The organism is Psychrobacter sp. JCM 18901, assembly GCF_000586435.1.
Taxonomy (GTDB): Bacteria; Pseudomonadota; Gammaproteobacteria; order Pseudomonadales; family Moraxellaceae; genus Psychrobacter.
The window spans coordinates 58841-74453 of sequence record NZ_BAWH01000012.1 but is presented as its reverse complement, the minus strand read 5'-3'; the positions used below and the strand labels follow the sequence as shown (position 1 = coordinate 74453).

The window sequence follows — 15613 nt, the reverse complement described above, 5'->3', positions numbered from 1 at the left end:
ACTAACTACCGTTAGCCTCAAAAAAAGGCCGCACAGAGATAAAATTAGCAAATTACTTATTAGTAATAGTCTTTGTTTTTCTAACCGTTATTAAAACTATTGAAATAAATAAAATACATAGTTATCAAATACTTATAGATAATTGAAAAATAGAAATCTTTTCTATGATGCTATCAGATAAATTGCTGAGCACAGGACAAAAATAAAGGGTTATTTTAACATTTTTTTGCTTCTAAGTCACTGTTTACTGAGAGTTTTACGGTCTGAGCAAGGTCGTCTTAACATAGTAACTGTTAGGATAAATAGTAGTGGCTAGTGTAATGAATAATGAGAGGTGAAAGTAGATAGGTAATCATCAGGAGTATGAATTAAAAATAAGATATTAATCAGTAAGTGATATCCTACCTTGTTTCACGTGAAACACATTTGGTTGTGACCAAAGTTCATTAACTAAAGGTAAAATATCGTCTTTCAGACTGGTCATAAATATTTGGCAAGGGAGTTTAGCTAGGGTCGATAGCAGTATTCCTATAGCTCTATTATCCAATTCTGCAGTTATATCATCTAGGAGCACAACAGGCGTCGCTCTCGATGACAAATCATCATTGAGTGAGTCACTGCGCTCTCCATCGTTTAGCAACAGTGGTAGTTGCGATAGGCGCAGTGCGGTAATAAGCAGTTTCTTTTCACCGCGAGACAATACGTTTGCTGCCTGCTCTTTCAAAGTTGGTAGTTTGGTTTGAACATCATGTGCTGAAGCTGCTGTTCTGGCATCTGTCGTTTGATCGCTTATAGACTCATCAGAACGCCAATGCACATGAATATCAGCACGATGATTGCCTATACGGGTATATCCCAGTTGCAAATCCTGCTCTAACCGCTCATTAAGCTGCACATCTAGCGCAACACTGGTGTCATAACCAGCGTTATAGCTCAGGCTCAGTTGCTCAGCGTAAGAAGGCAATAGCTGTACGATACTCTTGGCAAAATAAGGCTTCCATTCAGTAAATACTTGCTCGCGATAATGATGAATCAAAGCAGCATGGTTACTCAGTCCCTTATCCCAAGATTTCAGCTCAGCAAGCTGTACCTGAGTTAAGTGACGTGTGCTTTTTAGTAAACTATTGCGCTGTTTTAGGAGCGTTGATAAGCCATCCATTGTGGATGAAACCCTTGTTTCATGTGAAACACTAACCAATCTAGCAGCTGTCGACGGCTCGCACTTCCCTGCTCCAACATATCCATCGTCGATGGATCTATCAGTAACGTAGGTAGCTGCTCTGTTAAGATACTCTGATTGTAAACAGTGGTTTGATTGAGACGTAGGATAGTCGTAGCATTTGCTTGCTTTTGAATAGCTAAAGTACGACTATCATTGAGCTTAGCATGAACAGTCGTGTTATTTTGATGATGTTGGATATAACGTTTAGGCTGGTGATGACGAAAGCTCTTACCTCTTGATAACAAGAATATAGCTTCAAGCAACGAGGTTTTACCACTGCCATTTGCACCGATAATGATGTTGCAGGCAGCAGGCTCTAAACTAATTTGAGTAAGGTTTCTAAGATGGGATATTTGTAGACGTTCAATCATAGTATCGATAGCCGCCCATTAAAGCCTACTTATTTAGCAGTCAAAAGTTTATTAAAAATAAATACTGAGTATTGAAAACAAAACCCTTTGAAACATACTAGTTCTATTCAATTTTGTTTATTTCCAAAGAAAAACTCACTATATACGCATTGGCATAATGACATACTGATGGAATTCATCATTTAGTTGATTGACCAATACAGAGGCATTCGATTGACTCATATGCATTTGCAAATCGCCTTGGATGACGCCTAATACATCTTGCAGATAAGCAGCATTAAATGACAACTCCATTGGCTCACCTTGATACTTAGCTTGTATCATCTCGACTGCTTCATCCTGCTCAGCATTATTAGCACGTACTTCGACCATACCATCGCTAGCAAAATTAAAGACCACACCACGAGATTTTTCATTACTCAAAATGGCAACGCGGCGTAACACGTCCGTCATTTTTTTCCTGACTGAATAAAGCCAGCTTATCAGTATTGCTCGGCATCACACGGCGATAATCAGGGAACTTACCATCAATCAAACGCGCGGTAAATGTTACCATTAGATCTTGACTGACCTGCCCTGTACTATCTACATCACCAAATGGTAAACTTACTTGTAAAAACTCTCGGCCAAAACTTAGGGTAACTGCGTTGTCTTGATCACCCAACATTTTACCAAGCTCAGAAGCTAAACGCTCAAGCTCAATCACTGCCTTACGCGGCAAGATAGCTTGCATATTGAGATCTGCGCTTACATTGATAACACTACGGCTAATGCCAATCTATGACCGTCTGTTGCTACCGTTGTCAGTTGCTGCTGTGAAACGTCAAACAACATACCTGTTAAATAGTAGCGTACATCTTGAATCGCCATTGCAAACTGTGTTTTGTGAATCAAATCTGTAAGACGATTACGGCTAATAGTCAGAGGGGTGATATTTTCAGGGTTACCCAAGCTCGGATAGTCTTCGCTTGGTAGTGTCCCTAATGTAAAACGACTCTTACCACTAGTTAATAAGCAACGCTCATTTGCTTGAGTTGCTAGATTAACTTGCGCTTGGGCAGGTAGCGATTTACAAATATCTTTTAGCTTGGTTGCAGGAAGCGTCGTTGTACCTGCTTCTACACAAGCACCAGCAGGCAATTTCAATGTCGATGTCAGCTCTACCTCTAAATCTGACGCTGTTAAGATAAGCTCAGAATCTGATAGCTGTAGCTTGATATTACCCAATATAACCATATTGTGGCGTTTATCAGCGGCTTTGGCGATCAAGTTGATAGCTTTTAGTAACGATTCTCGATTGATCGATAATTGCATGCTTAGTTACTCTTATTTGAATGATTCTTTTATAAAAATTTATCGTAATGACTCAATAATACCTTGTCTGCTGACGATAATCTACAAAGCATCTGTGGACTTATATTTTCGATATTATAAACCATCTGTATCTACTAGAATACAACGATATCTAGCGCTTTTATCCTGCCTGTAACATCAGAGCTAGGGTTTTATAATCCTTATCAAATGCAGGATCTACTGCTCTTAACTCATTTACTTTATCGCAAGCGTGCATCACCGTCGTATGGTCGCGTCCACCGAACGACTGACCAATTTCAGGGAAGCTATCGCCTGTTAATTCACGCGACAAAGCCATCGCTATTTGACGTGGTCTTGCAATACTACGCGTACGTTTACGCCCCATAATATCTTTGACCGTGACATCATAGTACTCAGCAACTATCTTACGGATATTATCCATATTTACTGCCTGCACACGCATCGCAACGATATCTTTTAGTGCGTATTGCACCATCTCAAGGGTAATCTGTGCCCCTGTTAAGTTAGCATTGGCAAATACCTGATTTAAGGCACCTTCTAAACGTCTGACATTAGATACCACATTTTGTGCAATGAATAGCGCACATTCCTTTGGTAATACCATCCCGTAGGAGGCTGCTTTTTTCTGCAGAATTTGTACTCGAGTATCAATTTCAGGAGGATCAACAGCGACTGTTAACCCCCAAGAAAACCGTGATCTAAATCGTTCATCAAATTCCGTCATTTGGGAGGGATGTCGATCAGAGGCCAAAATTAACTGTTTATCACCACTAGTAAAATCTGCAAATAATGTTAGAAACTCATTACTACTTTTAGTCTTTCCTGCCAATACATGAATATCATCTACAATTAATAAATCTACTTTTTTTTATTTTCTTTTTAAAATCTTCTATTTTATTATTCTTAAGGAATAAACTAATTGATTTATAAATTTTTCAGAAGTGAAATAATAAAAACTTTGATTATTTTTTAAATAGCGATGAGCTACAGAGTGCATTAAATGCGTTTTCCCCAAGCCAGAAGGGCCGTATATAAATAAAGGATTGTGACGATTTTTTGATTGGCGCTTACCAAGCTCATAACAAGCCTTGTAAGCCAAGTTATTGGATTTACCTGTAACAAAGGTTTCAAAAGTAAAGTCGGGGTTCAGATAGCTTAATGATTTTGTATCAGCAGACTCAACTGGCTCATTATGACGCATGTTCGCGTCGATATCTGCTTTTGCGTTGTTATGATGAATAGATTCAAATTTATGTTCGGATGGGGTAGGGGAGACCTCGTCTTCTACAAATAAAGAACCTGATTGACTGTTATCTTCTGCATTGCGGCTAGCATTATCAACACGTACGACGACCTCTTCAATACTACCTTGACTGTGTTTGGTCACTAACTGCTGAATATCCTGAAGATGATTCTTCTTGATATACGTCACAAAATAATCATTGGGAGCAAGAATGATCAAAGTTTGCGCCTCTTGATGAGCTGACAGAGGTCTCAGCCACATAGTAAATACGTTGTCTTTGACGTTATAACGCAAATCGTTTAGACATTTATCCCAAATATTTGCTGTGTCTATCATGAAAAGTACTGACCTTGTAATCTGAAATAATAGTTATTTTTTTAGCAATATAAATTGCTACCTAAGCCTCGATATTACACGTAACAACTAACCAAAGAGTTCGTACTGATATCCTATACGAAGGTGTATATCAAGTAGCGCCCAATTTAACACAGATACCCTGTGGATAAAACCTTGTTTTTTGTGGATAAGACTGTGGACAGTTTTGTGCATAACTTTCATAAGTTAGTTATCCATATTTAACCCACAGTTTATCCACAGGCTTACCCATAACCTAGTAAATTGATAATAAAAAGGAAAATAGACTTAGCCACAGATAATCATGGTCCCAATAATAACAATACTATACTTATATTAATTAATTATTATTATAGTACTCGAGTCTAGCTGTGGATAACTTTGGAATTTATAGAATATATAAATATAGAATTTGGTTAACTAGAAATATGTTTCTAAGGAAATATTTTTACTAGGTTCATATGAGTTATTTTCTATTTGGGGACAAAGCAAATTAGTTTATTGACCAAAACTATACTGAATGGTATAATCCTCCGTTATTACGAATTTAGTCCATTATTTTGATAGGTGAGTTATGAAACGTACATTCCAACCAAGCGTGATCAAGCGTAAACGTACTCACGGTTTCCGTGCTCGTATGGCAACTAAAAAAAAGGCCGTCAGGTCTTAGCTCGTCGCCGCGCTAAAGGACGTCATCGCCTTACTGTATAATCAGTAGATTGCGATAAGCATGGCTAATAGTGCTTGTTGTGTTCTTATTGTTTATAGATTGCGATAGTCAATCATCACAACTGACACTTAGCCATATATTAAAAGCGCCCGCATCGGCGCTTTTTTTGTCTCTATAATTTGTTATCATTTCTTCTACCGTTATTCTACTAGGTTGTACTATGTCCAATACTCTATCAGATACACCTGCAGCTAGTTTCACTAAACAGCAACGCCTGCTTACCCCTGCAGCCTTCCGTGAGGTATTTGACGCACCTGAGCGCAAGATTCATCAGAGTCATTTAATGGCTTTTGTACGTGCCAACGAGCATGCACAGCCGCGAGTCGGTATGGCTATTACCAAGCGTAAAGTACCTACTGCTGTCGCTCGTAATCTAATCAAAAGATATGTGCGTGAAGAGTTCCGTACCAAAGCTTTTAAGATGGAAAATAAAGATATTGTTTTTATTGTTAAAAAAATCTATTAAAGATATAGATAATAAAGAATTAAAAAAATCAAATAATTAATATTTTTAAAAAAAATAGAAAAAAAATAAAATGAATTTTTTATTTAGAAATAAATATAAAAATAAAGTTATTTATAAAATATTTTTTAATTTAATTATTTTTTATCAAAAAAAATAATTAGCCCTATAATACCTGCACGTTGTCGCTATTATCCAACATGCTCAAATTATGGCAAACAAGCTTTAACATGGCATGGCGCTCGTAAGGGTGGGTGGTTGTTATTAAAACGTCTTAGTAGGTGTCACCCTTTAGGTGGGCACGGTATAGACTTTGTACCCTTACCCTTAGCTTCTTATAGTTATCAATATATATCTTTTAGTGATGTACTAAATATCAACCTTCAGGGTTTGGGTGTCTATCGAGACATTACTAGCTATGTTTCACAGCTTAATTATTTGATGAAATCAACATAAAGTCGACCTCTTTAGTCTCAGATAGCTACTCCTTTGAGTTACCCACAAGTTATCCACACTCTTAGTATCATTTGAGACAGATTTTTAGTAAAATGATGCACATTTTATGTAAATGACTACTGATACAGTTGCAATGTGACAGGACAGCTGTGTAGGTCAGTCATGACACATGCCCTAATTTTTCATTCCCTAATTTTTTTAATCTAGGAAAGGTTTATGCAAAAGATATTTCGGGTGATGATCATCATTGCGATGCTAATTACCGCTTATCTGCTGATTTTGGCATGGCGAGATGATTATGCCGATGCTCCAGCTGTAGATGCGGTGCCAGAAACTACGAGTTCGGTAGGTGCTGACATTCCTTCTACTACTGGTGCAGCAGGTGATATCCCGGTACAGACATTACCTGTGGATAATAGTGCTGTGACAGCGACTCCTGCGAAAAACGCTGGTCTAATCACGGTAACAACTGATCGCTATGATATAAAAATCAATCCAGAAGGTGGTGATATTGTTTATGCTGCGCTCAAGCAGTATGACGCAACGCTCGATAGCGATAAGCCTTTCGTATTGTTAGAAAACAACAGTAACCGTGTGTATTTGGCTCAATCTGGACTTATTGGTCAGAACGGTATTGATACAGCAGAAGGTAGAGCGACTTATAGCCATACTGCTAACAATTATGTGATGGAAGATGGACAGCAAACGTTGTCAGTGCCGCTTACTTACAAAAAAGACGGCGTGACGATCACCAAGACTTTTACTTTCACTGAAAATAAATATCCAATCGATATTAGTTATCAGATTCAAAACGCCTCTACCAATGCTTGGCAAGGTCAGATGTTTGCACAGTTAAAGCGTGATGATAGTAAAGATCCTGGCATGTCTGATAAAGGCGCGCTGAGCATGGCGACTTATTTAGGCGGCGCTTGGGGCACACCAGATGATCCTTATAATAAGCTGAAATTTGGTGACTTTAGTGACGGCGAGTTGACGACCACTAGCGATAAAGGCTGGGTTGGTATCGTACAACATTACTTCGTATCTGCTTGGACACCTGAAAACTTCACTGGCAAATTCTTTACTCGTGAAACAGGTAGTGATTACTTTATCGGCTTCAATAGCCAACCAGTAAATGTAGCACCAAACAAACAAGTTACTTTAAATGCAACACTATATGCAGGTCCAAAAGTTCAGTCTGAGCTAAAAGACGTTGCGGTAGGCCTTAACAAAACAGTTGATTATGGTCTGCTGTGGCCAATATCAAAGGTCTTGTTTGCTATCTTGGAAGGTGTGCATAAGGTTGTTGGTAACTGGGGTTGGTCAATTATTTTACTGACTATCTTAGTAAAAATTGCCTTGATGTGGTTCTCTAATAAGAGCTACTACTCGATGGCTAAAATGCGTGCCATTGCGCCGAGACTCAAAGTGCTCAAAGAAGAGCATGGCGATGATCGTATGAAAATGTCACAAGAGATGATGGCGATATACAAAGAAGAAAAAGTCAATCCGATGGCGGGTTGTCTACCAATCTTGATGCAGATGCCGATTTTCTTAGCTTTATATTGGGTATTGGTAGAGAGTGTTGAGCTGCGTCATGCACCATGGATTTTGTGGATTCAAGATCTGTCAGCGATGGACCCATGGTTTATCTTACCATTGCTAATGGGTGCGTCGATGTTTGTGCAGCAGCAGTTGAACCCGCAGCCAGCAGATCCAATGCAAGCAAAAGTCATGAAGTTCTTGCCGATTATCTTTACTGCGTTCATGCTATTCTTCCCAGCAGGTTTGGTTTTATATTGGACAGTCAACAACTTATTTAGTATGACTCAGCAATATATCGTCAATAAAAAAGTTGATGAAGAGCAGAAGCGTCGTACGGTAAAAGTGGTCGATTAATTAGTTCTTTGTCAAAAACACCAAAAACCATCGCGCAAGCGGTGGTTTTTTTTATAGGTGGTGGATAAGTGGTAAATGTTATCCATAGCTTATCAACATTATCCACAGTTTATAAATATTAAAACGAAAATATATCTGATGCGGCTACCTTTCAAAGTTTGCTTTGTCAGTATGAGTCCAGACGTCTATAATGGAGTTTTTAAATATCGAGAGTCATTGTGGATTCCTTAGAGACAGCATTAGCCGTACCTAATTCTTCTGAAAAGTCTAATACATCTGGATTGGCCACAATTGCTGCGATTGCAACACCGCTTGGGCGAGGGGGTGTGGGTGTCATACGTCTATCAGGCAGTCGTGCCTACGACATGGCATGTGCTCTAACAGGTAAGTCTGCTTTTACGCCGCGAATGGCTAGCTTTTGTCGTTTTTATCAAGCTGATGGCACTGTCATTGATGAGGGATTGGTATTGTTCTTTAAAGGTCCGTATTCATTCACAGGTGAAGATGTGATTGAGCTGCAAGGGCATGGCGGTGTTATTTTGCAAAACCAGTTGCTTGCACGAGTTTTTGAGCTAGGTGCCAAGCAAGCGAGTGCAGGAGAGTTCTCTTATCGTGCCTTTGATAATGACAAGTTGGACTTAGTGCAGGCAGAAGCGATAGCTGATGCGATTGATGCGACCAGTGCCGCCGCGGCCAGTAGTGCGATTCGCTCTCTGAGCGGTGAGTTCTCACAGAAGATTAACCAGTTATTAGAACAGTTAATTCACCTTCGTTTACATGTTGAAGCTGCGATTGATTTCCCTGATGAAGAAGACGTCGATTTTTTGTCTGATGGCGTCATACAAAGTAAACTTGAACAAACGCAAGATAAGATACAACAAGTCTTAGCAACGGCAAAGCAAGGTCAGCTTTTGCGTGACGGTATCCATGTCGTGCTAGCAGGTAGGCCAAACGCAGGTAAATCTAGCTTGCTCAACCGCCTTGCAGGGCAAGAGCGTGCTATCGTGACTGATGTCGCCGGTACTACACGTGATACGCTGCAAGAGACCGTTGTGCTCAATGGTTTGACGCTACACCTGACTGACACAGCAGGCCTACGTGAGACAGAAGACACTGTGGAACGTATCGGAATCGAGCGTGCCCGTACTGCCATCACGCAGGCTGATATGCTACTGATGGTCTATGATGTGACTCGCGATGTTGAAGAAGAAAGCACACCGTTACAGCTTGCTGAACAGTTATTTGGTGAATTGCCAGAAGCTAAACGCTTACTAATCATTGCTAATAAAAGCGACTTATTAAGCGATAATGATAAAGAAAAAAAGTGCTGCTATGACCCAAGCTGAAATCAAGAATAGAGGCTATCAGCAAGTTAATGTTTCATGTGAAACAGGCACTGGTATCGATAATTTGGTTGAAGCGCTATGTGAGAAAGTAGGCTTCCATCCACCAGAGAATAGCTTAATTGCTCGTACCAGACATCTCGACGCGCTTAGACGAACTGCTAATTTCTTGGCAGAAGCTCATGAACAATTAACCGTATTTGAAGCAGGTGAGTTGGTTGCTGATAGCTTACGTCAGGCACAGCAGAGCTTGGGTGAAATAACAGGTGAGTTCAGTGCCGATGACTTATTGGGTAAAATATTTGGTAGCTTTTGTATTGGTAAATAACGGATAAACGGTGTTCTTTATTATTTGATAAATTAGCTATCTTGAAAACACTACTCTTATTCTCAATCGTAAAATAAGGAAATGTTATGCACTGTCCGTACTGTAATGCGTCAGAGACCAAAGTTATTGACTCACGTCTGGCTGCGGAAGGGGCACAAGTGCGTCGACGCCGTTCATGTAACAGCTGCCAAGAACGTTTCACGACTTTTGAGATGGTAGAAGTGGTCATGCCAAGGATTATCAAATCGAGCAACAAGATTGAACCTTACGACAATGAAAAGCTGCGCCGTTCTATTTTACTACCTTTACAAAAGCGTCCTATCACTATCGATGAACAGGAGGCGATGATTAGTCGTATCGAAAAGCGTGTTAGGCAGATGGGTGAGCGAGAAATCAGTAGTAAAGTCTTGGGTGAAATCATCATGAGTGAGCTTAAAACTTTGGATGATGTCGCCTATGTACGCTTTGCTAGCGTGTATCGCGACTTTCAAGATATCGATGCATTTCATCAAGAAATTGCCAATATTCGTCCAAATGAAAAATAAGCGAAGTAAGCTTTTAAGTAAGCTCTAGTTGATGAGTGAATCCTAATCACTTATCAGAATTACCAATCAGATTTCGAACTTTATTTTCTTATATAGAACCCTCAATCATTTATTAAGCCTAGCCTTATGTCTATTCAAAGCCATGCTCAAGATGCACAAGACCGCTACTTTATGATGCTTGCTATCGAACAAGCGAAGCGCGGTTTGTATACTACTAGACCCAATCCTGCAGTGGGCTGCGTTATTGTTCAGGCAGAGCAGATTGTTGGTCAAGGGTTTCACCCTAAAGCTGGTGAGCCACATGCAGAAGTGTTTGCACTTAAAGAGGCTGGTACACAGGCAGCAGGGGCAACTGCTTACGTTACATTAGAGCCATGTAGTCATACGGGACGTACGCCGCCATGTGCGGTGGCGCTTGTTGCCGCGAATGTGAAACGTGTTGTGATTGCAGGTCTGGATCCAAATCCGCAGGTCGCAGGTCGCGGTGTGAAACTATTAGAGCAAGCTGGCATTGAGGTAACAGTCGGTGTCCTGACAGAGCAGGCAGAGGCACTAAACCGTGGTTTTCTAAAAGCCATGCGCACTCAGATGCCCTATGTAAGATTGAAAATAGCGACCAGTTTAGACGGCCGTACAGCGATGGCATCTGGCGAATCTAAGTGGATTACCTCGACAGCTGCTCGCGAGGATGTACAAAAACTACGAGCACAAAGTGGTGCGATTATTACAGGTAGTGAAACCGTAATAACTGATAACCCACAGCTCAATGTGCGCTCAAGACAACTAGACGTACCGCCTGAGAAAATACCTAATCCTAAAATAGTCATACTTGATAGGCGTCAGCGTTTAAAGCACAGCCTACAGTCTGATCATCAGCTGTGTCGGCATCCAGATACTATTTATTGGTATGAAGATGATTTGCCGGCGTTGTTGGCGAAACTGGTTAAGGAGCATCAATGCTATGATGTGTTGGTGGAAGCAGGTGCTAGCGTTGCAGGTAGTTTTTTGAGTCAACAGTTGGTAGATGAGTTAATCGTATATCAAGCACCTTGCTTACTTGGTGATGAAGCTCGTCCAATGGTTGATTTCAATCCTATGTTCCTTGCTCAGCAGTTACGGTTTGATATAGAAAGTCATCAGCAGCTTGGTCCAGATCTCAAATTAACCTTATTACCTTTATAAATATTTTTCAAATAAGTATGTTGTCCATGAGTTTTGATAATAAGCCCAAAATGTGGATAAATTAGTTATTGGTTTACGTGTTTCACATGGAACTGTGCATAACTTTGTTTCATATGAAACAGATGAGAGGTGTCTATCTTAAGTGTTTTAATAAATGTTACTTTAAATCAATAGCTTATGATTTATTTTCTAGATGAGTACGTACCATGAGAAATTTACATTTGTTGTGGATAACTATGTTTTTATAGCGACTTCTAGCTATATCTCTATTGATTTATCTCTACTTATCCACAATCTATCCTATTAAAGGTCAAGTCTAACGATGTTTCACTGTCAATTATTTGAATAAGTTGTGATAAAGAATTTATAGCTGATTTGATAAACTAAAATATTCGCCTATGAAGGCCATACAGTAATGAGATGAGGGTAATATGTTTACTGGAATTATAGAAAGCGTTGGAAAAGTTAAATCTATGCAGGCCACAGGCGGTGATATACGTTTGACAGTAGAGTCTGATGACTTAGATTTCAGTGACGTGAAGCTAGGCGATTCTATTGCATCAAATGGTATTTGTTTAACCGTGGTGGAGCTCGGAAGTAATTACTACTCTGTTGATGTCTCACGTGAAACGATTGCTAGGACAGCATTAGAAGGGTTAAAAGCAGGTCATACGGTCAATCTAGAAAAGGCCATGCTACCGACGACTCGTTTTGGTGGTCATATCGTCGCTGGTCATGTAGATGGAGTAGGGGTCGTTAGCAAATTACAACAAGATGCTCGTTCTATTTATATAGAGATTGAGATACCGCAAGAGCTGGCGCACTATACAGCGACCAAAGGCTCTATCACAGTAGATGGTATTAGTCTGACGACCAATTTAGTGCGTGACAATATTGTTTCTCTAAATATCATTCCGCATACTGCTCAAGTGACAAATATCGCTAAGCATTGGTTAGTAGGCAACAAAGTAAATATTGAAGTAGATATCGTTGCCCGTTATCTAGAGCGTCTATTAAATAAATCTCAATCTGACGGTATGAATGCGTCAAACCCGCAAAACCAAATCACAGAAGCATTTTTAGCCGATAATGGATTTATGAAATAACAATTAAGCTTACCGAAATATCATCCTCGCACCAAGTTTTCGACCCTATCGATATTACTTTGATTAAGTGATATTTATAGGGTATTTTTTATTTGCACTAGAGATTTATTGTATAAAACTCTGCAAAACGGATTCTAAGTCTTTCTTACTAATGGGTTTGGATAAAAACTCGTCCATACCTACTTGTATACAAGCCTCGCGATCTTCTTCTGTATTATTCGCAGTTAGCGCCACAATTGGTATTTTATCACCTTGCGAGCGAATCACTTGTGTGGCTTGTAAGCCATCCATAATGGGCATTCGGCAGTCCATCAAAATCAAAGAAATTTCTTCACGTTGGCTTTTGAGTTTCTCGAGTGCTTGCTGTCCATCTTCTGCGACAATACTACGATAACCAAGCTTACTTAACATCTTACAGGCTATCTTTTGGTTAGTAGGACTGTCTTCTACGACCAAAATCAGTGGAGACAAGATTTCTTTCTTAGGTGTATCTTCTACAAAAGATAGACTGCTGTCATATTGATGTTTGACCAGTATGTTTAGCGTTTTCCTTGCAAACAAGGTTAAACGTAGCAGTTCAGACAGTAATAAACTTGCGTCCAAGGGTTTGGTCAAAAATCCATCATATTGGCCTAGTAAAATAGAGGGTATATGCCTTTCAAGTTTCATGCTAAGTAATATCTTTGGTAGTGAAGGCGTAGCGACTAGGTCGTTTAACACTTCTTGTTGCTCGCTATACTTGTTGCTCGCATGAGCTGATAAGGTGATGGATTCGCTGTATTCATAATCTAATAACAAGACAGGAATGATGGTTTGCTCATCTTGTTTTAATTTATTTTTTTAGCTGCTGTACAGTGGCTCTATCTAAAGTGCTGTAGATAGTCACGGATATCGTTAAGTACTCGCACAAACGTTGTAAATGTTCAGCAACTAGAGGCTGATTGATGATAGCGATAAGGTGAATATGGGGCAGCTGCGAACAACGATGATATACCGATTGATAAGTGGTATGAGGATAAGGAAGGTAGAGGCTAAATATCGTTTCTTTATCCACCGTATTACTTAGTTCGATAAAACCGCCGAGTAACTGAGCAAAGCTATTGGCATCACTCAAGCCAATATTACTGTCTTCAACTAAGTTATGATTGCTTTGATTCAAGATATTGACTAATTGATTTTGTCTCTCAGGAGTAATAGTTACTCCAGTGTCTTTTACGCTAAATCGAATCCAATAAGATGTCTGCGCAGGCACTGTCGTGTCATTGTTAGGAGTTAAATCCTGATTACTTATTCGCGTTGCTTTATCTTCAGATACACGATCAACAGTGAGCGCGACATAGCCTGATGTTGTAAAGCTAATAGCGTTTTTCAACAGATTTAATAGGATATGGTGCAGTCGAATGTAATCAGTTTCGATGTAACGAGGACAGTCCGGCGCAAAGAAATAGATCAATTCTAACCCTTGTTGTCTTATTTCTTTTGTGACTAAATTGCTAACCTCTTTGCTTACCTTGTAAATATCAACCGTTTCTATACTCAAACGTGTTTTTCTGACTTCAACTTCCTCTGTTGCTAGCGTCTCATTGAGCACAGTCAACATGCTTTGACTGGTTGTAATCAATGTATTTAGAGTTTTTTTGCCTTGAGCCGTCAATGTTGAAGGGTCGATGGGTTCCAACGAATCAATTATTTTCTCTAGTGGTAACCTTAACTTACGACCTATAAATGCTTGGGCTTCGTTTGATTCATCAATTTGTAATTGCAGTTGTTGGTTGTGCAGCTGTAGTTGTTCAGATTGATGGAAAATTTCATCAACATTATTAAAAATCACAGTAAAACCGTGAACTTGCCCATGTTCGCCAAACCATGGTGTTACGTGTAGTTGGTAGGCTTGTTTGTTTTCCAAGCCATAAACCATGAGTGTGCGAGTAACGCGTAGACTTGAGATGGTTTTTAACAGTATTTGAGTGGCCTCGTCTTTCCCTTCAACGAAATCAGTCAGCTCATAGCTCTGTTCACTCTGTGTAGGAGGGGTAAATACTTGCTCAAAACGCTGATTATAGAAACTAATTTGACCATGTCGTATACTCATCAACATCGGTAAGGGTGCCTGATCAACCAAGCGTTCTAAACGATGAGACAGTGTTTTGATACGCCGATAGTCATTATGTAGTTGGTAGCTGACGCGACTTAGCGCATGACCTAACAGCATGAACTCGGTAGTAGATTTCTTTTGTAAAAACGGTGGCGGCGTATAAGATTCTTTTGCGCGGCTACTCAAACTATCCGTATAAACCAGTAATTGCTCCCAGTTAGTACGACGATTAAGCATATAGAGCAATGCCATGAAGAACAGTACGATAGCGACCATCAAAGGGAGCCAATAACGGTAAGATATCCAGTCAACAACAAAAGGTTCGTGGCGTAGTACGATATAAATCTGATGTCCGCTTTTTAGATTAATGATTCCTGTTAGTTCATTGCTATTGACGGTATAAGAGCTATGGTCGCTGCTGCTAGAAGCTGATGTACCGATGGTAGGGAAAGCAACGGTAGAAAAAGCAGATTCATTAGGACGAGTGTTATGATGAATATAGGTCTGCCCAGAAGGCATCATTAAAATCAGCTGATAGCTAAGGTGGTCAAAAGTAGGTTGCTCTAAGATTCTTTTTATTTCACTATCTACATGCGCTGCATGCTCAATAATACTGTGCTGTAGGGCATAAAAAGTATCTATGCTATGTTGCTCACTATGTTTTCTTATCCCATCAAACATTGTGACATAGTACAGCAGTAACATAACCGTGAGAGACAAGGCATAAAAAAATCAATAAGCGCTGTAAGGACTGAAACTGTTGCATGAAAGCGTGGCCCTATCTCGACACGAAAGAATATAGTGAAATAAAAACGAAGTTTCTACATATAGTAGGTGAATTATACGACAGTTGAATTGTCTAAAATTTTTAGTGTTACCTTCTATTTATAGCAGAATAACGGCTACTGTTTACAGAGAGTGGTTATTAACACCAAATTGTT

Annotated in this window: 7 protein-coding genes and 6 pseudogenes; 8 read left to right on the top strand and 5 right to left on the bottom strand. The window is 39.6% G+C overall.

Translation table 11 applies throughout. The annotated features are described in order from the left end of the window. Positions 1-382: 382 nt before the first annotated feature. The 3 pseudogenes from TT11_RS10045 to dnaA all read right to left on the bottom strand — a co-directional run bounded on the left by TT11_RS10045 (position 383) and on the right by dnaA (position 4507). Positions 383-1593, bottom strand: a pseudogene (locus tag TT11_RS10045) (DNA replication/repair protein RecF). 138 nt (positions 1594-1731) lie between these two features. Then, positions 1732-2907: pseudogene (gene dnaN / locus TT11_RS10040) on the bottom strand (DNA polymerase III subunit beta). A gap of 160 nt (positions 2908-3067) precedes the next feature. Further along, positions 3068-4507 (bottom strand): annotated as a pseudogene (gene dnaA, locus TT11_RS10035) (chromosomal replication initiator protein DnaA). A 592-nt stretch (positions 4508-5099) separates the two neighbouring features. Between dnaA and rpmH the strand changes: the two are divergent. The 8 genes and pseudogenes from rpmH to TT11_RS09995 all read left to right on the top strand — a co-directional run bounded on the left by rpmH (position 5100) and on the right by TT11_RS09995 (position 12577). Then, positions 5100-5236: pseudogene (rpmH, locus tag TT11_RS10030) on the top strand (50S ribosomal protein L34). A 179-nt stretch (positions 5237-5415) separates the two neighbouring features. Continuing rightward, positions 5416-5721 carry a ribonuclease P protein component gene (rnpA, locus tag TT11_RS10025; protein ID WP_261870306.1) on the top strand — a complete coding sequence of 102 codons (306 nt, stop codon included), beginning with the start codon at positions 5416-5418 and terminating at the stop codon, positions 5719-5721. Between the two features lie 70 nt (positions 5722-5791). Next, positions 5792-6174: pseudogene (gene yidD / locus TT11_RS10020) on the top strand (membrane protein insertion efficiency factor YidD). 216 nt (positions 6175-6390) lie between these two features. Continuing rightward, the gene (gene yidC, locus TT11_RS10015; RefSeq protein ID WP_261870304.1) at positions 6391-8073 is read left to right on the top strand and encodes a membrane protein insertase YidC; all 1683 of its coding nucleotides are present in this window, start codon (positions 6391-6393) and stop codon (positions 8071-8073) included. A gap of 281 nt (positions 8074-8354) precedes the next feature. Beyond that, positions 8355-9744 (top strand): annotated as a pseudogene (mnmE, locus tag TT11_RS10010) (tRNA uridine-5-carboxymethylaminomethyl(34) synthesis GTPase MnmE). An 86-nt stretch (positions 9745-9830) separates the two neighbouring features. Next, entirely contained in the window at positions 9831-10289 is a 459-nt protein-coding gene (nrdR, locus tag TT11_RS10005; RefSeq protein ID WP_057762240.1) for a transcriptional regulator NrdR, read from the top strand. A 126-nt stretch (positions 10290-10415) separates the two neighbouring features. Further along, positions 10416-11471, top strand: coding sequence for a bifunctional diaminohydroxyphosphoribosylaminopyrimidine deaminase/5-amino-6-(5-phosphoribosylamino)uracil reductase RibD (gene ribD, locus TT11_RS10000; protein WP_261870303.1), 1056 nt, complete (start codon positions 10416-10418; stop codon positions 11469-11471). A 431-nt stretch (positions 11472-11902) separates the two neighbouring features. Continuing rightward, entirely contained in the window at positions 11903-12577 is a 675-nt protein-coding gene (locus tag TT11_RS09995) for a riboflavin synthase (protein ID WP_261870301.1), read from the top strand. A gap of 105 nt (positions 12578-12682) precedes the next feature. On the opposite strand, the gene TT11_RS09990 is transcribed toward TT11_RS09995, so the two are convergent. Both TT11_RS09990 and TT11_RS09985 read right to left on the bottom strand, forming a co-directional pair. Next, a complete protein-coding gene (locus TT11_RS09990; protein WP_261870300.1) occupies positions 12683-13375 on the bottom strand; it encodes a response regulator in 693 nt (230 codons plus the stop codon). A gap of 34 nt (positions 13376-13409) precedes the next feature. Beyond that, positions 13410-15353 (bottom strand): HAMP domain-containing sensor histidine kinase, encoded by a 1944-nt coding sequence (locus TT11_RS09985; protein ID WP_261870298.1) that lies wholly within the window; start codon positions 15351-15353, stop codon positions 13410-13412. Between the last annotated feature and the right edge of the window lie 260 nt (positions 15354-15613).

What these genes read in the sequence shown, in the direction of transcription:
- rnpA (WP_261870306.1), top strand. Translation starts at nt 5,416, where the DNA reads ATGTCCAATACTCTATCAGATACACCTGCAGCTAGTTTCACTAAACAG.
- yidC (WP_261870304.1), top strand. Translation starts at nt 6,391, where the DNA reads ATGCAAAAGATATTTCGGGTGATGATCATCATTGCGATGCTAATTACC.
- nrdR (WP_057762240.1), top strand. Translation starts at nt 9,831, where the DNA reads ATGCACTGTCCGTACTGTAATGCGTCAGAGACCAAAGTTATTGACTCA.
- ribD (WP_261870303.1), top strand. Translation starts at nt 10,416, where the DNA reads ATGTCTATTCAAAGCCATGCTCAAGATGCACAAGACCGCTACTTTATG.
- TT11_RS09995 (WP_261870301.1), top strand. Translation starts at nt 11,903, where the DNA reads ATGTTTACTGGAATTATAGAAAGCGTTGGAAAAGTTAAATCTATGCAG.
- TT11_RS09985 (WP_261870298.1), bottom strand. Translation starts at nt 15,353, where the DNA reads ATGTTTGATGGGATAAGAAAACATAGTGAGCAACATAGCATAGATACT.